The sequence below is a fragment of the Sulfitobacter sp. 1A13421 genome (assembly GCF_043557285.1).
GTDB classification, from domain to species: Bacteria; Pseudomonadota; Alphaproteobacteria; order Rhodobacterales; family Rhodobacteraceae; genus Sulfitobacter; species Sulfitobacter faviae.
Genome location: NZ_JBIFFQ010000012.1, coordinates 47,819 through 71,765, shown reverse-complemented (window position 1 = coordinate 71,765; position 23,947 = coordinate 47,819). Strand labels below are relative to the sequence as shown.

General features: G+C 64.4%; 19 protein-coding genes and 1 riboswitch. Of the genes, 8 read left to right on the top strand and 11 right to left on the bottom strand.

The annotated features are described in order from the left end of the window. Positions 1 to 47: 47 nt before the first annotated feature. Positions 48 to 1,298, bottom strand: coding sequence for a Zn-dependent hydrolase (locus tag ACGYLI_RS16565; RefSeq protein ID WP_394419949.1), 1,251 nt, complete (start codon positions 1,296 to 1,298; stop codon positions 48 to 50). Between the two features lie 156 nt (positions 1,299 to 1,454). On the opposite strand from ACGYLI_RS16565, the gene ACGYLI_RS16560 reads away from it, so the two are divergent. Together ACGYLI_RS16560 and ACGYLI_RS16555 are read left to right on the top strand one after the other, a co-directional pair. Next, a complete protein-coding gene (locus tag ACGYLI_RS16560; RefSeq protein ID WP_394419948.1) occupies positions 1,455 to 2,093 on the top strand; it encodes a TetR family transcriptional regulator C-terminal domain-containing protein in 639 nt (212 codons plus the stop codon). 99 nt (positions 2,094 to 2,192) lie between these two features. Further along, positions 2,193 to 2,405, top strand: a complete 213-nt coding sequence (locus ACGYLI_RS16555) for a hypothetical protein (RefSeq protein ID WP_394419947.1) — start codon at positions 2,193 to 2,195, stop codon at positions 2,403 to 2,405. Positions 2,406 to 2,429: 24 nt separating this feature from the next. Here the strand turns inward: ACGYLI_RS16555 and preA are convergent, their stop codons facing one another. Beyond that, entirely contained in the window at positions 2,430 to 3,743 is a 1,314-nt protein-coding gene (gene preA, locus ACGYLI_RS16550; RefSeq protein ID WP_394419946.1) for an NAD-dependent dihydropyrimidine dehydrogenase subunit PreA, read from the bottom strand. Between the two features lie 25 nt (positions 3,744 to 3,768). Then, a complete protein-coding gene (locus ACGYLI_RS16545; protein WP_394419945.1) occupies positions 3,769 to 5,100 on the bottom strand; it encodes an NAD(P)-dependent oxidoreductase in 1,332 nt (443 codons plus the stop codon). A 331-nt stretch (positions 5,101 to 5,431) separates the two neighbouring features. On the opposite strand from ACGYLI_RS16545, the gene ACGYLI_RS16540 reads away from it, so the two are divergent. Beyond that, a complete protein-coding gene (locus ACGYLI_RS16540; RefSeq protein ID WP_209217039.1) occupies positions 5,432 to 5,638 on the top strand; it encodes a cold-shock protein in 207 nt (68 codons plus the stop codon). A gap of 49 nt (positions 5,639 to 5,687) precedes the next feature. Here ACGYLI_RS16540 and ACGYLI_RS16535 read toward each other — a convergent pair whose 3' ends face one another. After that, positions 5,688 to 6,344, bottom strand: a complete 657-nt coding sequence (locus tag ACGYLI_RS16535; RefSeq protein ID WP_394419944.1) for an arylesterase — start codon at positions 6,342 to 6,344, stop codon at positions 5,688 to 5,690. Between the two features lie 50 nt (positions 6,345 to 6,394). Here ACGYLI_RS16535 and ACGYLI_RS16530 point away from each other — a divergent pair, with 50 nt between their 5' ends. Beyond that, positions 6,395 to 7,063, top strand: coding sequence for an ABC transporter ATP-binding protein (locus ACGYLI_RS16530; RefSeq protein WP_394419943.1), 669 nt, complete (start codon positions 6,395 to 6,397; stop codon positions 7,061 to 7,063). Continuing rightward, positions 7,060 to 9,591: an ABC transporter permease gene (locus tag ACGYLI_RS16525; RefSeq protein ID WP_394419942.1), complete on the top strand. Its 2,532-nt coding sequence runs from the start codon at positions 7,060 to 7,062 to the stop codon at positions 9,589 to 9,591. The genes ACGYLI_RS16530 and ACGYLI_RS16525 overlap by 4 nt, the downstream gene beginning before the upstream one ends. Positions 9,592 to 9,625: 34 nt before the next feature. On the opposite strand, the gene gcvP is transcribed toward ACGYLI_RS16525, so the two are convergent. The 3 genes from gcvP to gcvT all read right to left on the bottom strand — a co-directional run bounded on the left by gcvP (position 9,626) and on the right by gcvT (position 14,094). After that, entirely contained in the window at positions 9,626 to 12,472 is a 2,847-nt protein-coding gene (gcvP, locus tag ACGYLI_RS16520) for an aminomethyl-transferring glycine dehydrogenase (RefSeq protein ID WP_394419941.1), read from the bottom strand. Between the two features lie 107 nt (positions 12,473 to 12,579). Then, complete coding sequence (gene gcvH / locus ACGYLI_RS16515) at positions 12,580 to 12,939, bottom strand: glycine cleavage system protein GcvH (RefSeq protein WP_067265267.1); 360 nt, start codon at positions 12,937 to 12,939, stop codon at positions 12,580 to 12,582. 21 nt (positions 12,940 to 12,960) lie between these two features. Next, the gene (gene gcvT, locus ACGYLI_RS16510; protein ID WP_394419940.1) at positions 12,961 to 14,094 is read right to left on the bottom strand and encodes a glycine cleavage system aminomethyltransferase GcvT; all 1,134 of its coding nucleotides are present in this window, start codon (positions 14,092 to 14,094) and stop codon (positions 12,961 to 12,963) included. A 149-nt stretch (positions 14,095 to 14,243) separates the two neighbouring features. After that, a riboswitch (glycine riboswitch) is annotated at positions 14,244 to 14,330 on the bottom strand. Between the two features lie 98 nt (positions 14,331 to 14,428). On the opposite strand from gcvT, the gene ACGYLI_RS16505 reads away from it, so the two are divergent. Continuing rightward, positions 14,429 to 15,019 (top strand): gamma-glutamylcyclotransferase family protein, encoded by a 591-nt coding sequence (locus ACGYLI_RS16505; RefSeq protein ID WP_322328965.1) that lies wholly within the window; start codon positions 14,429 to 14,431, stop codon positions 15,017 to 15,019. Between the two features lie 103 nt (positions 15,020 to 15,122). Here the strand turns inward: ACGYLI_RS16505 and gltX are convergent, their stop codons facing one another. Both gltX and ACGYLI_RS16495 read right to left on the bottom strand, forming a co-directional pair. Next, positions 15,123 to 16,460 (bottom strand): glutamate--tRNA ligase, encoded by a 1,338-nt coding sequence (gene gltX, locus ACGYLI_RS16500; RefSeq protein WP_394419939.1) that lies wholly within the window; start codon positions 16,458 to 16,460, stop codon positions 15,123 to 15,125. A 65-nt stretch (positions 16,461 to 16,525) separates the two neighbouring features. Continuing rightward, positions 16,526 to 18,070, bottom strand: coding sequence for an MORN repeat-containing protein (locus ACGYLI_RS16495; RefSeq protein ID WP_394419938.1), 1,545 nt, complete (start codon positions 18,068 to 18,070; stop codon positions 16,526 to 16,528). A gap of 205 nt (positions 18,071 to 18,275) precedes the next feature. On the opposite strand from ACGYLI_RS16495, the gene ACGYLI_RS16490 reads away from it, so the two are divergent. Beyond that, positions 18,276 to 19,706, top strand: a complete 1,431-nt coding sequence (locus ACGYLI_RS16490; protein ID WP_394419937.1) for a nitrilase-related carbon-nitrogen hydrolase — start codon at positions 18,276 to 18,278, stop codon at positions 19,704 to 19,706. Here the strand turns inward: ACGYLI_RS16490 and ACGYLI_RS16485 are convergent. Then, the gene (locus tag ACGYLI_RS16485; protein ID WP_394419936.1) at positions 19,703 to 21,229 is read right to left on the bottom strand and encodes a cryptochrome/photolyase family protein; all 1,527 of its coding nucleotides are present in this window, start codon (positions 21,227 to 21,229) and stop codon (positions 19,703 to 19,705) included. The genes ACGYLI_RS16490 and ACGYLI_RS16485 overlap by 4 nt on opposite strands. After that, positions 21,226 to 21,894 (bottom strand): SDR family NAD(P)-dependent oxidoreductase, encoded by a 669-nt coding sequence (locus tag ACGYLI_RS16480; protein WP_394419935.1) that lies wholly within the window; start codon positions 21,892 to 21,894, stop codon positions 21,226 to 21,228. The genes ACGYLI_RS16485 and ACGYLI_RS16480 overlap by 4 nt, the downstream gene beginning before the upstream one ends. A 296-nt stretch (positions 21,895 to 22,190) precedes the next feature. Here ACGYLI_RS16480 and ACGYLI_RS16475 point away from each other — a divergent pair, with 296 nt between their 5' ends. Beyond that, positions 22,191 to 23,759, top strand: coding sequence for a 2-isopropylmalate synthase (locus ACGYLI_RS16475; RefSeq protein WP_271692346.1), 1,569 nt, complete (start codon positions 22,191 to 22,193; stop codon positions 23,757 to 23,759). The last annotated feature ends 188 nt before the right edge of the window (positions 23,760 to 23,947 follow it).

Genomic DNA, 23,947 nt, shown 5'->3' with positions numbered 1-23,947 from the left:
ACGTCGGGGGGGGGCCGGGGCAGCACCCCCGACCTCCGCCCGAGTGTTCAGCCCTTTATTTCCGCTGTCTCCAGCACCGCATGGAGCAGCACATCCGCCCCCGCCTTGGCCCAATCCTTGGTGATCTCCTCTGCCTCGTTATGGCTCAGACCATCGACACAGGGGCACATCACCATCGCCGTCGGCGCCACGCGATTGATCCAGCAGGCGTCATGCCCCGCGCCCGAAATCAGGTTCATATGGCTGTAGCCCAGCCGTTCGGCAGCGTTGCGCACAGCCGTCACGCAACCCTCGTCAAAGGCCACGGGATCAAAGCCGCCGACCTTTTCGAATTCGATCTGCACATCCATATCGTCGGCGATCTTTTGACCCTCTTCGCGCAGACGGGCCTCCATATCCTCGATGACCGACAGTTCGGGCGACCGGAAATCGACGGTAAAGACCGTCTTGCCGGGGATCACATTGCGTGAATTGGGATAGACCTCGATATGGCCCGCCGCGCCGACCGCATGAGGCGCATGGCTGAGCGCGATCTCGTTCACCTTCTCCAACACCCGCGCCATGCCCAGCCCCGCGTCGCGGCGCATCGGCATGGGGGTGGAGCCTGTGTGGCTGTCCTTGCCGGTGATCGTCACCTGCGTCCAGCTTAAGCCCTGCCCGTGGGTCACAACGCCGATATCCTTGCCCTCGGCCTCGAGGATCGGGCCCTGTTCAATGTGCAACTCGAAGAAGGCATGCATCTTGCGCGCGCCGACTTCCTCCTCGCCGCGCCAGCCGATGCGCTGCAACTCGTCACCAAAGCTTTTGCCCTCAGCATCGGTGCGCGCGTAAGCCCAGTCTTGCGTGTGGATGCCAGCAAAAACCCCCGACGACAGCATCGCGGGGGCGTAACGGGTGCCTTCTTCGTTGGTGAAGTTGGTCACGACGATCGGGTGTTTGGTCTTGATGCCCAGATCGTTCATCGTACGGATGATCTCCAACCCGCCGAGCACGCCAAGGATGCCATCGTATTTCCCGCCCGTCGGCTGGGTGTCGAGGTGGCTGCCTACATAGACCGGCAGCGCATCGGGGTCGGTGCCCTCCCGCTGGGCGAACATATTGCCCATCTGGTCGAGCCCCATGGTACAGCCCGCCGCTTCACACCACTTTTGGAACAGCGCGCGGCCCTCGGCGTCTTCGTCCGTCAGCGTCTGGCGGTTGTTGCCCCCCGCCACGCCGGGGCCGATCTTGGCCATTTCCATCAAGGAATCCCACAGACGGTCGGGATCAATCTTGAGGTTCTCTCCGGGCGCGGGCATAGGTCACTCCTCTGTCATCGGCTTGGGCCGTGTTGTTTTTTTACCATTTGGTAAATCCACGATTGCGATTAGGTTAGGCTCTGTCAAGAACTGGTTTGAAACAACCCGCCGCCGATCCGGCAAACGCCTTTTTTAGCAGCACCAAGGATCATTGCCTTGCCCGAAAGCTCCGCCAAGAAACCCAGCCGCATCCAACGACGTAACCGCCGGGTGATTCTGGATGCCGCGCTCGAAGTCTTCTCCAAACACGGCTACCGGGGTGCCACGCTGGATCAGATCGCCGCCGAGGCTGGGCTGAGCAAACCGAATATTCTCTATTACTTCAATGGCAAAGAAGACATTCACGTCACTTTGCTGTCGCAGCTGATGGAAACATGGCTCGACCCGCTGGTGGAACTGGACCCCGAAGGCGACCCCCGGCGCGAGATTTTGGACTATGTCGAACGCAAGCTGACCATGTCGCGCGAATTGCCGCGCGAGAGCCGTCTTTTCGCCAATGAAATCCTGCAAGGCGCACCCCGGATCGAGCCGGAATTGCACAGCCATCTCAAACCCCTGTTTGATGAGAAATGCGCCGTGATCGCGGGCTGGGTGGCGGCGGGAAAACTGCCCGCGCTGGACCCGGAGCACCTGATCTTCTCGATCTGGGCGACGACCCAGCACTACGCGGATTTCGAGGCGCAGGCGCAAATCCTGCTCGGTCCCGAGACCGACCCCCGGCCCCGCGCGCAGGCCCATCTTCGGGCGATGTTCGGCGCGCTTTTGGACCAGCCCGCGCCAGCGCCAAACGGTTAACCATAACGGCCAGCGGCACCCTGCGTTTAATCCCCCGTTAACACATGCCCCCCAGTCTAACTGGCGGGTGCGGGCTCCTTCCAAGGTAAAGGGGCAGTGATGAATGTAGGCGATATAAAGGGCGCAGGGGCTGCGCGGGATGCGAAGGGCGCAAATCCGGCAGCGTGCGGTGAACCAGCGGGCGCGCCGCCCGTCACCCGCGAAGAGATGGCCCGGGATGCGGCAATGGCGCTGATCGTGGCGCGGCGGGAGATGGCAGAGATACCGCCCCCCGCTGCCGATACCGCCACCCCGTCGCGCAGAAAGTCCTGAACGCGGGGCGCGGTGGCACTTGTCTTACTCCGCCGGTTCGACCGCGTTGACGGAGGGGTTATTGGGGTGCGTGGTCCAATTGGCATAGTCCGGCGTCACCGTCTTGCCCGTGCGCAGGTCGGTGGTGCCCGCCGCCAGTTCCTCCATCGAGATGCAGTCCTCAACCGGGCAGACATTGACGCAGAGGTTGCAAGCGACGCATTCCTCTTCGATCACGGTAAAGGTGCGGTCTTCGGACATGGCGATGGCTTGGTGGCTGGTGTCCTCGCAAGCCGCAAAGCAACGCCCGCAGGAGATGCAGAGGTCTTGGTCGATCTTCGCCTTGGCGACGTAGTTCAGGTTCAACTGGTTCCAGTCAGTGACATTCGGCACCGCGCGCCCCACCAGTTGGTCGACCGAAGTCAGCCCCTTCTCGTCCATATATTCCGACAGGCCCGAGATCATCTCTTGCACCACCTTGAAGCCATAGGTCATCGCCGCCGTGCAGACCTGCACATTGCCCGCGCCAAGGGCAAGGAACTCCGCCGCGTCGCGCCATGTGGTGACGCCGCCGATGCCGCTGATTGGCAGACCGTGGGTCTCGGGGTTGCGGGCGATCTCGGCCACCATGTTGAGCGCGATGGGCTTGACCGCCGGGCCGCAATAGCCGCCGTGGGTGCCCTTGCCGTCGATCGTGGGCTCAGGCGCGAAGAGGTCCAGATCGACCGAGGTGATCGAATTGATCGTGTTGATCAGGCTCACCGCATCCGCGCCGCCGCGCTTGGCGGCCTCGGCGGGATAAATCACGTTTGTGATGTTCGGCGTCAGCTTCACGATGACCGGCATCCGCGTGTACATCTTGCACCAGCGGGTGACCATTTCGATATATTCCGGCACCTGCCCCACGGCAGAGCCCATGCCCCGTTCGGCCATGCCATGCGGGCAGCCGAAGTTCAGCTCGATCCCGTCGGCGCCGGTCTCCTCCACATGCGGCAGAATGGCTTTCCACGCCTCCTCCTCACAAGGCACCATGATCGAGGCGATGAGCGCGCGGTCGGGGTAGTCGCGCTTGACCGCTTTCATCTCGCGCAGGTTCACTTCCAGCGGGCGGTCGGTGATCAGCTCGATGTTGTTGAGGCCCAACAGCCGCCGATCCGCGCCCCAGATCGCGCCGTAGCGTGGGCCGTTGACGTTGACCACCGGCGGCCCTTCGGAGCCGAGGGTCTTCCATACCACCCCGCCCCAGCCCGCCTCATAGGCGCGGCGCACATTGTATTCCTTGTCCGTCGGCGGGGCGGAGGCCAGCCAGAACGGGTTGGGGGATTTGATCCCGATGAAGTCGCTTCTCAGATCAGCCATGTTATGTCTCCCTCTCGGCGCGGCCTCAGCCCGCCGCCCCCATCAATGTGGTGTGAATGTCCATCGCCGCGTCGCGGCCCTCGGCCACGGCGGTCACCGTCAGGTCATCGCCGCCGCTGGCGCAGTCGCCCCCGGCCCAGACCCCGTCGAGGCTGGTGCGCCCGGTGCCATCGACCTTGATCTTGCGCCCGTCGAGTTCGGGCAGGCCCTCGCCCAACAGCGTCTGACCGATGGCCTTGAACACCTGATCCGCTTGCAGGCGCAGGGTTTGGCCGGTGCCCTTCATCGCCTCATCGACATATTCAAACTCGATCTCGCGCACCGACCCGTTGCCATGGACGGCAATCGGCACCGCATGGGTCACGATCCGCACGCCCTTGGAGGCGGCGAGGTCCTGCTCGAACACGCTTGCATTCATCCGGTCGCGCCCGCGGCGATAGACCAGCGTCACATTGAGCGCGCCCAGCAGTTTCGCCTGCACCGCCGCGTCCACCGCCGTCATCCCGCCACCGATCACCACCACGTCGCGGCCAATCGGCACGCCGGAGATATCGCTGGCCTGCCGCAGTTCGGCGATGAAATCGACCGCATTGGCAACCCCGGCCTTATCCTCGCCCTCGGCCCCAAGGGCATTAACGCCGACCAGCCCCATCCCGAGGAAAACCGCGTCGTAATCGGCCTTCAGTTCATCGAGAGTGACATCCCGGCCCACGGCAACCTCATGCCGGAAGGTGATCCCGCCGATCTGCATCAGCCAATCCACCTCGGCCTGCGCGAAGCCGTTCGGGGTCTTATAGGCCGCGATGCCATATTCGTTCAGCCCGCCGGGCTTGGGCCGCGCGTCGATGATCTCAACATCATGGCCCAGCATCGCCAGACGGTGCGCGCAGGACAGACCCGCCGGCCCCGCGCCCACCACTGCGATGCGCTTGCCCGTGGCTGCGGCCCGCTCGAAGGGATGCACGCCCTGCGCCATCAAATGATCCGTCGCATAGCGCTGCAACTGGCCGATCAACACCGGCTTGCCCTCGGCCACCTCGCGCACGCAGACCTCTTCGCAAAGCGTCTCTGTCGGGCAGACCCGGGCGCACATGCCGCCGAGGATGTTCTGGCTCAGGATCGTCTTGGCCGCCGCATCGGGCGTGCCGGTGGCGATCTGCCGGATGAACAGCGGAATGTCGATGTCGGTCGGGCAGGCCGTCATGCAGGGCGCGTCGTGGCAAAAGTAACAGCGGTCCGCCGCGACCAGTGCCTCATGTTCGTCCAAGGGCGGATGAAGATCCGAAAACCCCTCGGCATAGCTCTGCGGTTCTAACCGCCCCGGAACGATCCCCGGCTCAAACACATCTCGTGCCATATCAAAATCCCTGTCGTTTTCTTGGTGTTTTGAAAACGCTCTCATGGAATCATTTTTTTATCAACTGGTAAATTTTTGAAAACCGCGCCTGCCGGAAAATCCCGAGATGCCTGCCAGTTTTGTAACAGGCAGGTTATATTTCATGGGCGCTTCCTTGCTTGCGGCCCCTCGCCCCGTAAAAATCCTTGATTTTAAAAATAGAGATTCCAATATCACAACTGCGACGCGAAGACTTTTCGACCCGGCTGCCCTAAGGCTCCAGCGATCACGAATTCGACCGAGCCGCGCTGCCGCATGTTGCGGGCAGATCAAAGAGAGGGAGACACGGGGCATGGCTACTGGCACCGTAAAATGGTTCAACACGACAAAAGGCTACGGCTTCATCGCACCGGATGCGGGCGGCAAAGACATCTTTGTCCATATTTCCGCAGTAGAGCGCGCGGGCCTGACCGGGCTGGCCGACAACCAAAAGGTCACTTTTGACGTCGAAGCGGGCCGCGATGGCCGCGAAAGCGCGAGCAACATCGCGCTGGCCTGAACGGGCCACATCACGAGGATCGAAACGGACGCTGCGGCGTCCGTTTTTGTTAGCGGCGCTCGGCGGCGCGGGCGGAAAGCTCTGCCACCGCAGGGCCGATGTCCTCCACGATCAGCGCCACCCCTTCGGCATTGGGGTGGATGCCGTCGCCTTGGAAATAGCGCTGCACCGTCTCGCTCCGCGCGCTGGCGGCATTCTTTTCCTCGGCCAGCAGGCCGGTAAAAAAGTCCGGGTAAAACAGCGTGCCGTAAGCCTTGGCCAGATCGGGGTAGAGCCCTTCGAACTCCGCCTTATAGCCTGCCCCATAGTTGCCCGGCGCGCTCATGCCGACCAAGAGCACCTCAACCTCCGCCTTTTCCGCAGCGGCAAGGATGCCGTCGATGTTGCCGCGCGCCTGCGCCGGGTCCAGCCCGCGCAGCAGGTCGTTGCCCCCCAGCGTCACGATCATCGCGTCCACCTCGGGCGTCAGGGTCCAGTCGACCCGCGCCAGCCCGCCAGCTGTGGTATCGCCCGACACGCCCGCGTTGAAGATCTTGGCCTCGACCCCCTCGGCATCCAGCCAGTCTTGCAATTGCGGCACGAACCCCTCCTCGGCGGGCAGCCCGTAGCCTTGGGTCAGGCTGTCGCCGAGGGCTGCGATCACCACCTCCTCGGCCTGCGCCGCGCTGCCTAAAACAAAGGCAAAACAGATCAATACCTTGCGCATCCTTCGCGGACCTCCATATCCATCACGTATCCCAAGCCAAAGGCGACCCGATGAGCGACCCTGTCTATGACCTTCAAGATGTCACGCTGAGCCTCAAGGGCAATGCCGGCCCCGTCGATATTCTGCGCGGCATTTCGTTGCAGGTCCAGCAAGGGGAGAGCATCGCGCTGACCGGCGCTTCCGGGTCGGGCAAATCCTCGCTCCTGATGGTCATGGGCGGGCTGGAGCGCGCCACCGGCGGCAAGGTCACCGCCCTCGGCCATGACCTGAGCGCGCTGCGCGAAGACGGGTTGGCCCGGTTCCGGCAGGGGCGCATGGGGATCGTCTTTCAGTCTTTCCATCTCATCCCCACCATGACCGCGCTTGAGAATGTCGCCACCCCGCTGGAGCTTTCCGGCGCCGAGGGCGCCTTTGACCGCGCCCGGGCCGAGCTTGAGGCCGTGGGACTGGGCCACCGGATCAACCAATATCCCGCGCAGATGTCGGGCGGCGAGCAACAGCGCGTGGCACTCGCGCGCGCCGCAGCACCCCGCCCCGCGATCCTCTTGGCGGATGAGCCGACAGGCAGTCTCGACAGCCGCAATGGGGCCGCGATCATGGACCTGCTGTTTGAACTGCGCGACCGCCATGGCGCGACGCTGGTGTTGGTCACCCATGCCGATGATCTGGCGCAGCGCTGCGACCGGGTGGTGGAACTCCGCGACGGGCGCCTCGCATGAGCCTGCGCCTTGCCGCCCGTTTCGCCCGCCGGGAAATGCGCGGCGGCCTGCGCGGCTTTCGCCTGCTGCTGACCTGTCTTGCGCTTGGCGTGGCCGCACTGGCCGCTGTCGGGACCGTCCGCGCAGCGATCGAAGCCGGGTTGGAGGCCGAGGGCGCGGCCCTTCTGGGCGGAGATGCCGAGCTTGATTTCACCTACCGTTTCGCTGCCCCCGAAGAGCGCGACTGGATGGCCGAACGCGCCACGCGCGTCTCCGAGATCGTCGAGTTCCGCTCCATGGCCGTCACCGGCGCAGGCGAGACCTCCGAACGCGCGCTCACGCAGGTGAAGGCGGTCGATGACCTCTATCCGCTGATCGGCGAGATGGTCTTGGACCCCGCCCTGCCGTTGGAAGAAGCCCTTTCGCCCGAGGCCACCGTCCTGCCCGGCGCGGTGATGGAGCGGGCACTGGCGGATCGGCTGGCCCTCTCCCCCGGTGACACTTTCGCCCTTGGCGAGGCGGAGTTCACCCTGACCGCGCTGATCACACGTGAACCGGATTCCGCCGCCAACGGATTTTCCCTTGGGCCCCGCACACTGGTCAAACGCGCGGCGCTGGATGGCTCCGGCCTGCTTGCCCCCGGCACGCTTTTCAACAGCAAATACCGTCTCGAATTGCCCCAAGGCACCGCCCTCGCCCCGCTCGAAGCCGAGGCCAAGGCGCGTTTTGCCGATGCCGGGATGCGCTGGACCGACGCGCGCAACGGCGCGCCGGGCGTGGCGCGTTTCGTCGAACGGCTGAGCGCCTTTCTGGTGCTCGTCGGGCTCTCGGGCCTTGCCGTCGGCGGGGTCGGCGTGGCGGCAGCGGTACGGGCCTATCTGCAACGCAAAACCGCCGTCATCGCCACCTTCCGCGCCATGGGGGCGTCGAGAGCGACGATCTTTCAGACCTATTTCATCCAAGTCGGCATTCTGGCCATGGTCGGGGTCGCCCTTGGCCTGCTGATAGGGGCGGGGCTGCCCTTGCTGCTTGCGCCGCTGATCGAGGCCAGCCTGCCCCTGCCCGCGCGTTTCACCATCTACCCCGCCCCATTGATTGAGGCCGCGCTCTACGGGCTGCTGACCGCCGCTCTCTTCACCCTCTGGCCGCTCGCGCGCAGCGCCGATGTCCGCGCCGCGACCCTATTCCGCGACGACTGGCAACGGCAATCACCTTGGCCCGCCGCGCCCTACCTTGTCGCGATGGCGCTGCTGCTGGCCACTCTGCTTGCGCTGGCGGGTTGGTTCAACGGCTCGTGGTCGCTCACGCTTTGGACGCTGGGCGGCTTGGCCGTGACGCTGGTGGTGCTGGCGCTGGCGGCGGCGCTCTTGCGTCTGCTGGCCCGTGCTGCGGCCCGCCGGGCGCGGGGCCATCCGCGCCTGCGGTGGGCGCTGGCGGCCATCGGCGGCCCCGGCGAAGGGGCGACGGCGGTGGTGCTGGCGCTTGGCCTTGGCCTGTCGGTACTGGCCGCGGTAGGTCAGATCGACGGCAACCTGCGCCGGGCAATCTCGGGCAACTTGCCTGATGTGGCGCCCTCCTACTTTTTCGTCGACATCCAGAAAGACCAGATGCCCGGCTATACCGCGCGGCTTGAGGGCGATCCAGCCGTGTCGCGCATCGAAAGCGCCCCGATGCTGCGCGGCGTGATCACCCAGATTAACGGACGCCCCGCGCGTGAGGTCGCGGGCGATCACTGGGTGGTACGCGGCGACAGGGGCGTGACCTATGCCGCCCTGCCCGGCAAAGATACGCAGATCACGGCGGGGCAGTGGTGGCCCGAAGACTACAGCGGCGATCCGCAAATCAGTTTCGCCGCCGAAGAGGCCGAGGAGATCGGGCTGGAACTGGGCGATACGCTCAGCGTCAACATCCTTGGCCGCGACATCACCGGCACGATTACCAGCTTTCGCGAGGTCGATTTCTCGACCGCCGGGATCGGTTTCGTGCTGACGATGAACCCCGCCGCCCTTGCCGGCGCGCCGCATAGTTTCATTTCGACCGTCTATGCCGAACCCGAGGCCGAAGCCGCGATCCTGCGCGATCTTGCCAGCGAATACCCCAACATCACGGCCATCCGCGTGCGCGATGCGATCGACCGGGTGGCGGCAGTGCTGGCCGGGCTCGCCTCTGCCATTTCCTTTGGCGCCTTGGCCACGCTGGCGACGGGGTTCATGGTGCTGATCGGGGCCGCCGCCGCAGGCACCGGCGCGCGCAGCTATGAGGCGGCGCTGCTGAAAACCATGGGGGCCTCGCGCCGCGCCATCGCCACCAGCTTTGTGCTGCGCGCCGCGCTGCTCGGCCTCTTTGCCGGAACGGTGGCGCTGCTGGCCGGGATCACCGGCGGCTGGGCCGTGAGCCATTTCGTCATGGAGACTGATTTCGCCGTGGTCTGGCCCAATGCGCTGCTGATCATCACGGGCGGCGTGTTGGCGACGGTGCTGGCGGGCTTGGGCTTTGCACTGAAGGCACTGAACGCACGGCCAGCGGATATGCTAAGGGCGCAGGAATGATCCCCCGCCCTTAGATGGTTTCTGGGTCTAAGCCTTATTCAGCCGCTTCGGCGTAGTCTTCCAGCGGCGGGCAGGTGCAGATCAGGTTGCGGTCGCCGTGCACGTTGTCAACGCGGTTGACCGGGGGCCAGTACTTGTCGACGCGGAAGGCACCGGGCGGGAAGCAGCCCTGCTCGCGGCTGTAGGGACGGTCGCCCCATTCCACCACCAAATCCTCCACCGTATGCGGCGCGTTCTTGAGCGGGTTGTTGGCGCGGTCCATGCGGCCTTCCTCGATCTCGCGGATCTCCTCGCGGATCGCCAGCATCGCATCGCAGAAACGGTCCAGCTCGGCCTTGGTCTCGGACTCCGTCGGCTCCACCATCAGCGTGCCTGCCACCGGCCAAGACATCGTGGGCGCGTGGAAGCCGCAGTCGACCAGACGCTTGGCGACATCCTCGTTGGTGATCCCCGCCGTCTCCTCGTAGGGGCGCACGTCGATGATGCACTCATGCGCCACCCGGCCAGAGGGGCCTTTGTAGAGCACGTCGTAAGCCCCTTCGAGCCGCTTGGCGATGTAGTTGGCGTTGAGGATCGCCGCCCGGGTCGCCTGCGTCAAACCGTCCCCGCCCATCATCAGGCAGTAAGACCATGAGATCGGCAGCAGCGAGGGCGAGCCGTAGGGCGCGGCCGAAACGGCGGCGCCTTCCTCGTTCGGGTGGCCCGGCAAATGCGCGATCAAATGCGATTTGACGCCGATCGGACCCATGCCGGGGCCGCCGCCACCATGCGGAATGCAGAAGGTCTTGTGCAGGTTCAGGTGGCTCACGTCGCCGCCCAGATCGCCGGGACGCGACAGGCCGACCATGGCGTTCATGTTGGCCCCATCGATATAGACCTGACCGCCATGTTCATGGGTGATCTTGGTGACCTCATGCACGGTCTCTTCAAACACCCCGTGGGTCGAGGGGTAGGTGATCATGCAACCGGCGAGGTTCTCGCTGTGCTGTTCGGCCTTGGCGCGGAAATCGTTGAGATCGATATCCCCGTTGGAGGCGGTCTTGATCACCACGACCTTCCAGCCCACCATCTGAGCGGAGGCAGGGTTGGTGCCATGAGCACTCATTGGGATCAGGCAGATGTTGCGATGCCTCTCGCCCTTGGCACGGTGATAGGCGGCGATGGTCAACAGCCCCGCATATTCCCCCTGCGCGCCCGAGTTCGGCTGCATGGAGATCGCGTCATAGCCGGTGATCTCGCAGAGTTTGTCCGAGAGATCGTCGATCATTTCCTGATAGCCGAGCGCCTGATCGGCGGGCACGAAGGGGTGGATGAGCGAGAACTCGCGCCACGTCACCGGCATCATCTCGGCAGCCGAGTTCAGCTTCATGGTGCAGGAGCCCAAGGGGATCATCGCCCGGTCGAGCGCCAGATCACGGTCCGCGAGGCGACGCATGTAGCGCATCATCTCGGTCTCGGCCCGGTTCATGTGGAAGATCGGGTGCGTGAGGTAATCGCTCGTGCGCAGCAGCCCCTCGGGCAGACGGTACTCGGGCGTGAAATCATCATCCGCCTGACGGATGCCGAAGGCGCGCCAGACCGCCTCGATCGTGTCAGGGCGGGTGCGTTCGTCGAGCGTAATGCCGACGCGGGTCTCGCCCACGCGGCGCAGGTTGATGCCCTCGTCCACGGCGGATTTCATCACCGCGGCCTGCAGCGGGCCGACCTCGACAGTGATCGTGTCGAAATAGGCATCCGGCTGCACCTCGAAGCCCGCGGCCTCCAGCCCCTTGGCCAGACGCACGGTCTTGCGGTGGATGCGCTGCGCGATGGCCTTGAGGCCTTCGGGCCCGTGGAACACGGCATACATCGAAGCCATCACGGCCAGCAGCGCCTGCGCGGTGCAGACGTTCGACGTGGCCTTCTCACGGCGAATATGCTGCTCGCGGGTCTGCAAGCTGAGGCGATAAGCGCGGTTGCCATGGGCGTCGATGGAGACACCGACGATCCGCCCCGGCATGGCACGCTTCATGGAATCCTTACAGGCCATGTAAGCGGCATGTGGGCCGCCATAGCCCTCGGGCACGCCGAACCGCTGGGTGCTGCCCACGGCGATGTCGGCGCCCATGGTGCCCGGTTCTTTCAGCAGGGTCAGCGACAGCGGGTCGGCGGTGACGATGCCCACGGCCTTGACCTCGTGCAGCGCCGCCATGTGGTCGGTGAAGTCGCGCACATGGCCATAGGTGCCGGGATACTGGAAGATCGCGCCGAAAACCTTCTCGGCCTCCATCTCCTCGGGTTCGCCGACGATGACCTCGATGCCCAGAGGCTCGGCGCGGGTCTTCATCACCGCGATGTTCTGCGGGTGGCAGTTGGCGTCGATGAAGAAACCCTTGGCCTTCGATTTCGAACTGCGCTGCGCCATGGTCATCGCCTCGGCGCAGGCAGTGGCCTCGTCGAGCAGCGAGGCATTCGCGATTTCCAGCCCGGTGAGGTCGCTCACCATGGTCTGGAAGTTCAAGAGCGCCTCCAGACGGCCCTGCGAAATCTCGGGCTGGTAGGGCGTATAGGCGGTGTACCACGCCGGGTTCTCAAGGATGTTGCGCTGGATCGCCGGGGGCGTGACCGTGCCATGGTAGCCCTGACCGATCAGGCTGGTGAGCACCTTGTTCTTGCCCGCCACGCGACGCATATGCTCAAGCACCTCACGCTCGCTCATCGCCTTGCCGAAATCGAGCGGCTCTTTCGCGCGGATCGCTTTCGGCAGCGTGTCGTCGATCAGCGCATCAAGGCTCTCGGCGCCCACGGTGTCGAGCATCTGAGACATCTCGGAAGGGGACGGGCCAATGTGACGCCGATTGGCGAAATCATAGGGCAGATAATCGGTGGGCTTGAAGCTCATGTCGGGTTCCTCGTCACGGCGCGGCAGGGCGCCCCCTGTTTGTGGCGCGCCGCCCATGGGGCGACGCAGGTGATCAGCAGCGCCGGAGCCCCGGCGCGCGCGGCGGTTTAGCCGATGAATTTCTGATAGGCGGCTTCGTCCATGAAGTCGTCCATCTGGCTGGCGTCAGAGACCTTCATCTTAAAGAACCACGCCTCGCCCTGCGGGTCGTCGTTGACCATGCTGGGGTTGTCGGTCAGCGCGCCGTTAACCTCGGTGATTTCACCGTCGATGGGCGCAAGGATGTCCGACGCCGCCTTCACGGATTCGATCACGACGACCTCGTCGTCCTTGCTGACGGTGGTGCCTTCCTCGGGCAGTTCCACGAATACGACATCGCCCAGCTGCTCGGCGGCGTGATTGGTGATGCCCACGACCACTTCGTCACCCTCGACGCGCAGCCATTCATGCTCTTCGGTAAATTTCATAATGGAGTTCCCTGTGTAGATTCAGCGTTTGAAGTTCGCCGCGACGAACGGCATTTTCGTGACAGTCAGTGGCAAGCGCTTGCCGCGTACCTCGCCCCAAAGCGCGGTGTCGACCTTCGCATGCTCGGCGCTGACATATCCCATGGCAACCGGGCCGCCAACAGTCGGACCAAAGCCGCCCGAGGTCACGCGGCCAACCTCATTGCCACCCTCGGCGGCATCATAAATGGCGACCCCCTCGCGCATCGGCGCGCGCCCCTCGGGCAGCAACCCCACGCGCTTGCGCGGCGCGCCGTCGGCCAGCTGCTGCAAGATCACGCCCGCGCCCGGGAAACCGCCCGCGCGGTCGCCGTCCTCGCGCCGCACCTTCTGGATGGCCCAGTTCAGCGCCGCCTCGACCGGCGTGGTGGTGGTGTCGATGTCGTGACCATAAAGGCAAAGCCCGCCTTCAAGCCGCAGACTGTCGCGCGCGCCAAGGCCGATGGGCTCCACCTCCTCCATCGCCAAGAGCTTTCGCGCCAGCGCCACCGCGTCACCGTTGGCGACGGAAATCTCGTAGCCATCCTCCCCGGTGTAGCCCGAGCGCGACAGGGTGACGGTGATCCCATCAAGATCGACGTCCCGCGCCACATCCATGAATTTCATATCCGCCACCGAGGGCTGCAACCGCGCCAAGGTAGCCTCGGCCTGCGGCCCCTGCAACGCCAGCAGCGCGCGGTCGTCCAGCACCTCAATCTCGCAACTGTCCGACAGGGCCTCGCGCATCAAGGCGATGTCATCATCCTTGCAGCCGGCATTCACCACGACAAACAGATGATCGCCCAGATTAGCCAACATCAGGTCATCCAGAATACCGCCATTGGGATCGGTAAACATGGCATAGCGCTGGCGCATCTCACCAAGGCCCAGCACATCGACCGGCACGAGCCGCTCCATCGCCAAGGCCGCATCCTCATAGCTACCAGACTTCGCCCGGACGACGACCTGCCCCATGTGGCCCACGTCGAACAACCCGGCGGCGGCGCGGGTGTGCAGGTGCTCTTTCATCACGCCAAGGGGGTATTGCACGGGCATGGAATAGCCCGCGAAGGGCACCATCTTGGCCCCCTGTTCCACATGCAAATCATGCAATGCCGTCTGCTTGAGATCGCTCATCCGGTTCGCCTTTCCTGTCGCTTCCGGATGACCTTTTGACCATGCCGGCACCTTGGCGCCGCAAATGCTGCGCCTGATGCCCCCTCTGTCCTTCCGCCTGAGATCGTTATCCCTTCGGCGTGCGCATCCGCGCCCCTCTCCAGAGTCTTGGTCACATCACGGTCCTGGGGCCTGAGAGTTTCCGGGGCGGTTGCTCCTTCGGCATCGGTGTTAACCGATTCTCCCGTGACGATTGGGCCTTTCGTATGCTGGGGCATACCTCTGCGTCAAGCATGCTTGTGAGCCGATGCAACACATGTTTTGGTGCGCGCGACAAATACAGGACCTTTCGCGCATGACCCCCTACTTTTTCGGCTACGGCAGCCTCGTGAACCGCAACACCCATAGCTACCCCGATGCCCGCCCGGCGCAGCTCGACGGCTGGCGCCGCCAATGGGTCCGCACCGAAGGCCGCGATATCGTCTATCTTTCCGTGGTGCAGCACCCCGAGACCCGGATCGACGGGCTGATCGCCGCCGTGCCGGGCGCGGATTGGGCGGCGCTGGACAAACGCGAATACAGCTACGAACGCCACGCCTCAGGCGGCGCGGTGGTGCATGACCTGACCCCCGCCCCCGACATCGCCCATTACGCGATCCCCGCCGACATCGCGGTGACCCACGGCGATCACGTCATCCTGCTCAGCTATCTCGATGTGGTGGTCCAAGGCTTCCTGCGCGAATTCGGCACCGAGGGCGCGGCGCGCTTTTTCGACACGACCGACGGCTGGGACACGCCCATCCTCGACGACCGCGCAGCCCCGCTCTACCCGCGCCACCAAACGCTGACAGAAGCGGAAACCGCCGTGGTCGACCAGCACATGGATCGCCTGTCAGTGCAGATCAAAGAACGCGCCGAAACAACCTTCGCCGCAAGGAACTTCTAAGGGCGAAACACGCCCCCAAACCTCCTTCATCCTTTCTCAAATACCCTCGGGGGACCGGGGGCAGCGCCCCCGGGAAGTCGCCCCAAGCGCTCCCGCCTGCCAATCAGCCGCGCGCCTTCACCACCTGCAACAGCGGCATCACCTGCGCCATCTCCGGCCCATGCTCCTGCCCCGTCAGCGCCAGACGCAATGGCCGGAACAGCCCGCGCCCCTTGCGGCCCGTGGCTTCCTTGACCGCTGCGGTCCAGCTGGACCAAGTGCTCTCATCGAAAGGCATATCGGGCAGCAGCAGCATGGCCTGTGCCACGAATTCGCGGTCTTCCTCGGCAATCACCGGCTCCGCCCCGTCGCGGAACATGGCCCACCAGGGGCCGAGGTCCTTCAAGGTCGAGATATTCTCGCGCGTCACGGCCCAGAACTGCGCGGCCTTGTCCTCGGGCACGCCTAGGGCGGTGATGTCGTCTTTCACGGCCTCCAGCGGCAATTGCTGCAAGTAGCGCCCCGTCAGCGGGAAGAGGTCGGCCACGTCGAATTTCGTCGGGGCCGAGCCGAAGCGGTTGATGTCGAAGCCGTCGATCAGCTCTGCCATATCCGTGCGCAGTTCCACCGGATCGGAGGACCCCAGCCGCGCCATCAGGCTCAGCAGCGCGAAGGGCTGCACCCCCTGTTCGCGCAGGTCGCGCAGGGCCAGCGTGCCGAGCCGTTTGCTCAACGCCTCGCCCTGCGGGCCGGTCAACAGGGAGTGGTGCGCGAAGGAGGGCACCGCCCCATTACCGAGCGCCTCCATAATCTGGATTTGCGTGGCGGTGTTGGTCACATGGTCCGAGCCGCGCACCACATGGGTCACGCCCATCTCGGTGTCGTCCACAACGCTCGCCAATGTATAAAGGATCTGCCCATCGCCGCGAATGAGCACTGGATCGCTGACCGAGGCCGCGTCGATGGAGATATCGCCGAGGATACCGTCGTCCCATTCGATCCGCTCGTGATCCAGCTTGAAGCGCCAGACACCGTCGCCACGTTCGGCACGCAAAGCGGCCTTCTCTTCGTCCGACAGGTTCAGCGCGGCGCGGTCATAGACCGGCGGCTTGCCCATGTTGAGCTGTTTCTTGCGCTTGAGGTCCAGCTCCGTCGGCGTCTCGAAAGCCTCGTAGAAACGGCCCTTTTCGCGCAGGTCATCTGCGGCGGCGTGGTAGCGATCCAGCCGCTCGGACTGACGCTCGACCCGGTCCCACTCCAGACCCAGCCATTCGAGGTCTCGCTTGATGCCATCGACATATTCTTCCTTGCTGCGCTCGGGATCGGTGTCGTCGATACGCAGGATGAAAGTGCCGCCTGCCTTGCGCGCGATGAGGTAGTTCATCAGCGCGGTGCGCAGGTTGCCCACATGGATATAGCCAGTGGGGGACGGGGCGAAACGGGTGATTGTGGGGTTGGACATCTGGCGTACTCCTGTTGCGCGCGGGCTTGCCACAGGGCGCGGGCGTTGTCCAGCAAAGGCGGGGGTCAGCCCCCGTCTGCTGCGGTGCCGGTCTGCGCGGGCGTGGCTTCTGACGTATCCGCGCCGGTGCTGTCTTCGGGCGCGGGTGTTTCGGTGGCCGCGTCCTCACCGTCAGCCTCTTCCGAAGCCGCGTCCGCCGCTTCCGAGGTTTCGGCCCCGGCGGTCTCATCACTCAGCGCGCCATTCTCCCATTCGCCCGAGGCTTCCTCGCCGCTGGCATAGCGCATGGTGCCACTGCCCTGCCGCTTGCCCGCTTTGAAGGTGCCCTCATAGACATCGCCATTGGCATAGGTCGCAACACCCTGCCCTTCGATCTCGCCCTCGGTCCACTCGCCCTCATAGACGAAACCGCTGGCCATGGTGATCTTGCCCTGACCGTGGCGCTGGCCGTCCCTAAAGGCCCCCTCGTAAACGGTGCCATCGGGATAGGTCGCCTTGCCCTGCCCGTGGCGCTGGCCGTCCTGCCAGCCGCCCTCATAGCGGTAGCCATCGGCATAGGTCATCACGCCTTGGCCGTGGTTACGGGCGTCCTTGAACGCGCCTTCATAGACCACGCCGTTGGTATAGGTGGCGATGCCCTCGCCTTCGATCACCCCGGCGACCCATTCGCCTTCATAGGTGGAGCCATCGGGATAGGTGATCTTACCCGTGCCATCGGCCAGATCATTGCGGAAGGTGCCGACATAGACCGACCCGTCGGGGTAGGTCACCTGCCCCTCGCCTTCGATCTGTCCGGCCACCCAAGAGCCGGTGTAGACATAGCCATCGGTGCCAGTAAACGTGCCCTGCCCGTCGCGACGGTCATCCTTGAAATCGCCCTCATAGGTGTCACCGTTTTCATAGGTGACCTTGCCCTTGCCCTCACGGCGGCCCGCGACCAGCGTGCCTTCGTAGACGTCGCCATTGGGTTGGGTCAGCGTGCCGGTGCCGTCGATCTGGCCGTCTTTCCACTTGCCCACATAGACCAGCCCGTCCGGCATGGTCAGCGTGCCTTCGCCGCTGCGTTTGCCGGCTTCGATCTCTCCTTCATAGACCGCGCCATCGGGGTAGGTGATCGTGCCGACGCCCTGTTTGACGCCATCGACCCAATCGCCCTTGTATTCATAGCCACCGGGGCTTTGCATCACGCCCTTGCCGTGGTGTTTGGCGTTGCGAAACGCGCCCTCATAGCGCACGCCGTTGGCGTAGATCGCCACGCCCTGCCCCATGATCGCGCCCGCTTCCCATTCGCCCTCATAGGTGCCGCCATCGGCAAAGGTGATCTTGCCCAGACCGTCAGGCTTGCCCTTGGCGAAATTGCCTTCATAGACCGATCCGTTAGGGAAGCGTGCAACGCCCTCGCCCTTGATCTCCCCCTCGACCCATTCGCCGGAGTATTCATAGCCATTGGGCAGCTTATAGGTCCCGGTGCCATGCTGAAGACCGCCTTGAAAGGTGCCCTCATAGATGCCGCCGTCGTCATATTCCTTGGTCAGCACCTGCCCGTCCTGCGCCGCAAGCGGCGTGGCCAGAAGGGCGATCAGACAGAGGGGCAGGCTGCGGTGCAACATGGGCGGAAATTCCCGATCTCGTTAAGTGGCATTTGGCCCGAGGTTACGGGTGATAGAGGGCAGAGGCAACGTGTTTGCAAGAGGGCCACGCCGGTTTGGGCGGATCCCGCGCACCCGGTGCTGCGGGTCAGCTCTGCGCACGGGGGTTTCGCCCCCGGTCCGATCTGCTAGACCCACCCGATGCCAGCCAGCCCGGAGCCTTGCCATGTCAGACCGTTTCCGCCTCACCCTCGGGCAGTTGAACCCCACCGCCGGTGATCTGCCCGGAAACGCGGCATTGGCCCGCGACGCATGGCAGGCTGGGCGCAACGCAGGCGCGCAGATGGTCGCCCTGCCCGAACTCTTCCTGACCGGACATGACGCGCAAGGGCTGTCGCAAAATCCTTCCTTTCAGCGCGATGTCTTGGCCCAACTTGAAGCGCTGGCCGCGCATTGCGCCGATGGCCCCGCCTTGGCACTTGGCACGTTGTGGGTGGCGGCGGGCAAGCTCCACAACGCATACCTCATCCTGCAAGGCGGAAAGATCGCGCAAAGGGTGCTGCAACACGCGCCCCGACCGCGCACGCCCTTCGATCCCGCCCCGATCAGCGGCCCCTATGCGGTGGCGGGGCTGCGCATCGGCTCTCCCATCGGCGCGGATGGTGAGACGGGCGACGTGGCCGAAACGCAGGCCGAGACGGGGGCCGAACTGCTGCTGATCCCCAATGCCGCGCCCCATCAGCGCGGCGCGATGGAGCGGCGCCTCAACCACATGGTCGCGCGGGTGATCGAGACGGAACTGCCGGTGATCCACCTCAACATGACCGGCGGCGAGGGTGAGACGGTTTTCGATGGCGCCACATTCGCGCTGAACCCCGGCGGCAAGCTGGCATTGCAGATGCCTGCTTTCGACACAGCGCTTGCCCATGTCGATTTGGAGCGCGGGCCGGAGGGCTGGCGGATCGTGGAAAGCGCCTTCGCGCCGCAGCCGGAGGCGCTGGAACGGGACTACCGCGCCTTGGTCGTGGGGCTGCGGGACTATGTTGCGAAAACCGGCGCTTCCAAGGTGCTGATCGAACAGGCCGAGGGGAACGACACCGCGCTCGCGGCGGCGATTGCGCGGGATGCCTTGGGGGCCGAGAATGTCCGCCAGATTGACGTGCCGCTGTCGGACAATCTGCACGCCGCGCTGCGGGATGAACTGGCCGCGCTCGGGGCAGAGGTCAGCGCCGAGATGCTCGCCCCTCCCCTGCGTAGCTTGATGCTACGCGCCTTGACCGATGACGCGGGGGAGATGCTGCTCACCGCACAGAACAAATCCGCTGCCGCCATGGGGATTGCGGCCCTGATGGGGGATTTCAACCCGGTCAAAGACCTTTACCAAACCGAGGTGCCGGCGCTCTGTGACTGGCGCAGCAAGACGGTGCGGGCATGGATGCAGGGACCGGCGCCCAGCCCGACCCCCGACACGGAAGAGGCCCGCGCCGAGGACGCCATCCTGCGCATCCTGCTGGAGGACGGCGGCAACGTTGATGACTGCGCGGCGGCGGGCCACGCGCCGCAGAGCGCGCAGAGGATTGCAGGGCGGATCGCGGCGGCAAAGGCGCGCAAGGGGCCAACCGTTCCCGGCCTGCGTTTGAAAGCAGAGACGGCCTAGACCGTCTCGCCCGCGTCCAACCGCTGCAACCATTTGTCCGCATCGCGCAGGACCGCCTCGCGCCGGTCGTCGTCCATACGATCCCAAGTGGCATAGATGTTCCTCATCCGCATATTGCCCTGAAACCGCTCGCGATGGCGGTCAAGGAAATGCCAGTACAGCAGGTTGAACGGGCAGGCCTTCGGTCCCGCCTTGGTGCTGACGCTATAGCTGCACCCTTTGCAATAATCCGACATGCGGTTGATATAGGCCCCGGAGGAGACATAGGGTTTCGAGGCGATGACCCCGCCATCGGCGAACTGGCTCATGCCGACGGTATTGGGCGCTTCGACCCATTCATAGGCGTCGGCGTAAACCTCTAGATACCACTCATGCACCTGATGCGGGTCGATCCCGGCCAGCAGGGCGAAATTGCCCGTCACCATCAGCCGTTGGATATGGTGGGCATAGGCCTGTTTCTGGGTCTGGCCAATCGCCTGCCGCAGGCAATTCATTTGCGTATCCGCACCCCAATAGAAGCTGGGCAGTTCCCGGTCGTGGCGCAGCACGTTGCGCGCCACATAGTCCGGCCCTTCGAGGAAATAGATGCCGCGCACATATTCGCGCCAGCCGAGGATCTGGCGGATGAACCCTTCGGCAGCGTTGATCGGCACGTCCCCCGCCTGCCACGCCTTCTCAGCCGCACGGCAGACCTCCAACGGGTCGAGCAGCCCGAGGTTCAGATAGGGCGAAATCAGCGCGTGAAAGAGATAGGGCTGCCCCTCCAGCATCGCGTCCTGATAATCGCCGAAACGCGGCAGAGCGTGGGCGATGAAATGCGCCAGAATCTGCAAAGCTTCCTCGCGCGTTGTGGCGAAATCGAAAGGATGCAGATCGCCGAAATTTTCGCCATAGCGCGTCTCGACCAAGTCCAGCACCGCCTGCACCTCGGCATCGGGGGCGAAGGTCAGCGGGTCGGGGATATCCAGCCCTTCCTTCGGAGGTTTGCGGTTGTCGTGGTCGAAATTCCACTTTCCGCCTGCGGGGTCGTCGCCCTCCATCAACAACTCCGTCTCGCGGCGCATCTCGCGGTAGAAGTATTCCATCCTGAGCGCCTTGCGCCCCTCGGCCCAATCCTCAAACCGTTTGCGGCTGGCGATGAAACGGTCATCCGGCACAAGCCGTGTGGGGATCGGCGCGTGGGTCAGCGCGTTGATCAGCCGCCACTCCCCCGGCTCGGTCACAATCACCTCACCCGCGCCCGCCTCTTCCGCACGGCGGAGCAATTCGCCCACGATTGAGCCCGCATTCTCGGGATCGTCCAAGGGAGTGTAGCGCAGCGTCCAGCCGTCTTTCTCCAACGCACGCGCGAACTTGCGCATCGCGGCAAAGACCAGTGCGATTTTTTTGGGGTGGTGGCGGACATATTCCGCCTCTTGCGCCACTTCGGCCATGACCACCACATCCCGCGCCTTATCCGCCGCGCGCAGGGACGACAGGTTCAGCGAGAGTTGATCGCCCAAGACCAAGATCAAACGGCTCACCACGGCACCGCCTTTCCGGCCCAGTCAAAGAACCCGCCGCTCTCCTCCGGCGTCAGCCCGTCGATCACCCGCAGCAGATTGCCCGCCGCCTCATTTGGTGGGACGGCGGGATGGCGGCCAAGGTATTTCTCGGTAAAGGGCGTCTCGACCGTGCCGGGATGCAGTGCCACGCAGATGCTTTGCGGATGGGAGCGGCTCAGCTCGATCGCGGCGGTATGCACGATCTGGTTCACCGCCGCCTTGGCGCTGCGGTAGCTGATCCACCCGCCCAGACGGTTGTCCCCGATGGAGCCGACCCGCGCCGAGAGCACGGCGAAAACCGCGCGCCTGTCACGGGGCAAAAGCCTTGCTGCGTGGCGCAGCACCAGCGCCGGGCCGACCGCGTTCAGCGCGAACTGATCCAGCATCGCCTTTTGCGTGATGGCCCGCAGCGACTTTTCCGGCGTGGCCCCGTCGATCTCCAACGCGCCGGTGGCGACGATCACCGCATCGAAATGGCCACTCAGCCCCTCCAGCACGGCATTGACCGATGCCTCATCCGTCAGGTCCAGCCCATCGCCCGCGCGGGACAGGGGCTTCACCGTATCACCGCGGGCGTGCAGAGCCGCACTTAGCGCCGCGCCGATCCCGCCGCTGGCCCCAATTACCAGCACCCGTGCGCTCATGACGCCGCCCATGGTATTGCTTGTCGCTGCATCCTGATCTCCCTTGCTTATAGGCAGATAGGCGGCGCTGACGCAGGGGCAAACAAAAGCCGCAACACCCCCTTTTCATTTGAAAAGACAGGCGTATAACTACTGCCATGACACAGGCCGTCCATATCCCGACCCTGCCGCGCAACTGCGCGGGCCTGCTGCGCGCCAACTTGCTGCACCTAATCCGCCTCTGAGCGTGCCCTTCGGCGCGCCCGCTCAGAGGGATGTGTTGCGCGCCAAGGATACCAGCAAAGAAAGAACCCAGGATGACAGATATGACGAAACAGGACCGTGTGCTGATTTTTGACACCACCTTGCGGGATGGCGAACAATCCCCCGGGGCGACGATGACCCATGCCGAGAAGCTTGAGATCGCGTCGCTGCTGGATGAGATGGGCGTCGACATCATCGAGGCCGGCTTTCCCATCGCCTCAGAAGGTGATTTCAAAGCGGTTTCTGAGATCGCGCGGCAGAGCCAGAATTCCGTGATCTGCGGCCTTGCCCGCGCGCAACTGGGCGATATCGACCGTTGCTGGGAAGCGGTGAAACACGCAGCCCAGCCGCGCATTCACACGTTCATCGGCACCTCGCCCCTGCACCGCGCCATTCCGAACCTCACCAAGGACGAAATGGCCGACCGCATCCATGAGACGGTGAGCCATGCCCGCAACCTTTGCGACAACGTGCAGTGGTCGCCGATGGACGCCACGCGGACCGAGCTTGACTACCTCTACCGGGTGGTGGAGATCGCCATCAAGGCGGGTGCCACGACGATCAACATCCCCGACACCGTGGGCTACACCGCTCCGCGCGAGAGCGCCGATCTGATCGCGAAGCTTCTGGAAAACGTGCCTGGCGCGGATGAGATCGTCTTTGCCACCCATTGCCACAATGATCTGGGCATGGCGACGGCCAACAGCCTCGCTGCCGTCGAGGCTGGCGCGCGGCAGATCGAATGCACCATCAACGGTCTGGGCGAACGGGCGGGCAATACCGCGCTGGAAGAGGTCGTCATGGCGCTCAAGGTGCGCAATGACATCATGCCCTATGAGACCCGCATCGACAGCCGCAAGATCATGAACATCTCGCGCCGCGTCGCCGCCGTCTCGGGCTTTGCCGTGCAGTTCAACAAGGCCATCGTCGGCAAGAACGCCTTCGCCCATGAGAGCGGCATTCACCAAGACGGTATGCTCAAGAATGCTGAGACCTTCGAGATCATGCGCCCCGAGGACGTGGGCCTCACTGAAACCAACATAGTCATGGGCAAACACTCGGGCCGCGCGGCGTTGCGGTCCAAGCTCGAAGACCTCGGGTTTGAACTGGGCGACAACCAGCTCAAGGATGTTTTCGTGCGGTTCAAGGAACTGGCCGACCGAAAGAAGGAAATCTACGAGGATGACCTCATCGCGCTGATGCGGACCGCGACGGACCCCGAGGAAGACCGCATTCGCCTGAAATCGCTCAAGGTCGTTTGCGGCACCGATGGCCCGCAGACCGCCGACATGATGCTTGAGATCGACGGCGCAGAGCAGACCACGAACCAGACCGGCGACGGCCCCGTCGATGCGGCGTTCAACTGCATCAAGGCGCTGGTGCCCCATTCTGCGCGGTTGCAGCTTTATCAGGTGCATGCGGTGACCGAGGGCACCGACGCGCAGGCGACGGTTTCCGTGCGGATGGAGGAAGAGGGCCGCATCGTGACCGGCCAGTCGGCGGATACCGATACCGTGGTGGCAAGCGTGCGGGCCTATATCCACGCGCTCAACCGCCTGTTGGTGCGGCGCGAGAAGGGCGGCACGGACAAGCGCGAGATTAATTATAAAGATGTGAGTTGAATGATATGGCGGGGGTAACCCCGCCCTATTTATTTGCAGTGAGGGCCATCGCCTGCCCGCGGGTTGGCGATCCAACGCCACCTCGGTGCCACTTTATGGCTCAACCATGATGTGCGCTCGCGAGGTTACGCCCAGCCTCACCAAATCGCCTACCCGTCCGGGCGGGCAGGCGATGGCCCGGCGCCTGC

Excerpts from the sequence above, each read along its gene's own strand:
- ACGYLI_RS16490 (WP_394419937.1), top strand. The coding sequence starts at position 18,276 with ATGTCAGACCGTTTCCGCCTCACCCTCGGGCAGTTGAACCCCACCGCC.
- ACGYLI_RS16475 (WP_271692346.1), top strand. The coding sequence starts at position 22,191 with ATGACAGATATGACGAAACAGGACCGTGTGCTGATTTTTGACACCACC.
- ACGYLI_RS16495 (WP_394419938.1), bottom strand. The coding sequence starts at position 18,070 with ATGTTGCACCGCAGCCTGCCCCTCTGTCTGATCGCCCTTCTGGCCACG.
- ACGYLI_RS16540 (WP_209217039.1), top strand. The coding sequence starts at position 5,432 with ATGGCTACTGGCACCGTAAAATGGTTCAACACGACAAAAGGCTACGGC.
- ACGYLI_RS16545 (WP_394419945.1), bottom strand. The coding sequence starts at position 5,100 with ATGGCACGAGATGTGTTTGAGCCGGGGATCGTTCCGGGGCGGTTAGAA.
- ACGYLI_RS16555 (WP_394419947.1), top strand. The coding sequence starts at position 2,193 with ATGAATGTAGGCGATATAAAGGGCGCAGGGGCTGCGCGGGATGCGAAG.
- gcvP (WP_394419941.1), bottom strand. The coding sequence starts at position 12,472 with ATGAGCTTCAAGCCCACCGATTATCTGCCCTATGATTTCGCCAATCGG.
- ACGYLI_RS16480 (WP_394419935.1), bottom strand. The coding sequence starts at position 21,894 with ATGAGCGCACGGGTGCTGGTAATTGGGGCCAGCGGCGGGATCGGCGCG.
- gltX (WP_394419939.1), bottom strand. The coding sequence starts at position 16,460 with ATGTCCAACCCCACAATCACCCGTTTCGCCCCGTCCCCCACTGGCTAT.
- ACGYLI_RS16525 (WP_394419942.1), top strand. The coding sequence starts at position 7,060 with ATGAGCCTGCGCCTTGCCGCCCGTTTCGCCCGCCGGGAAATGCGCGGC.
- ACGYLI_RS16565 (WP_394419949.1), bottom strand. The coding sequence starts at position 1,298 with ATGCCCGCGCCCGGAGAGAACCTCAAGATTGATCCCGACCGTCTGTGG.
- ACGYLI_RS16535 (WP_394419944.1), bottom strand. The coding sequence starts at position 6,344 with ATGCGCAAGGTATTGATCTGTTTTGCCTTTGTTTTAGGCAGCGCGGCG.
- ACGYLI_RS16530 (WP_394419943.1), top strand. The coding sequence starts at position 6,395 with ATGAGCGACCCTGTCTATGACCTTCAAGATGTCACGCTGAGCCTCAAG.
- gcvT (WP_394419940.1), bottom strand. The coding sequence starts at position 14,094 with ATGAGCGATCTCAAGCAGACGGCATTGCATGATTTGCATGTGGAACAG.
- gcvH (WP_067265267.1), bottom strand. The coding sequence starts at position 12,939 with ATGAAATTTACCGAAGAGCATGAATGGCTGCGCGTCGAGGGTGACGAA.
- preA (WP_394419946.1), bottom strand. The coding sequence starts at position 3,743 with ATGGCTGATCTGAGAAGCGACTTCATCGGGATCAAATCCCCCAACCCG.
- ACGYLI_RS16505 (WP_322328965.1), top strand. The coding sequence starts at position 14,429 with ATGACCCCCTACTTTTTCGGCTACGGCAGCCTCGTGAACCGCAACACC.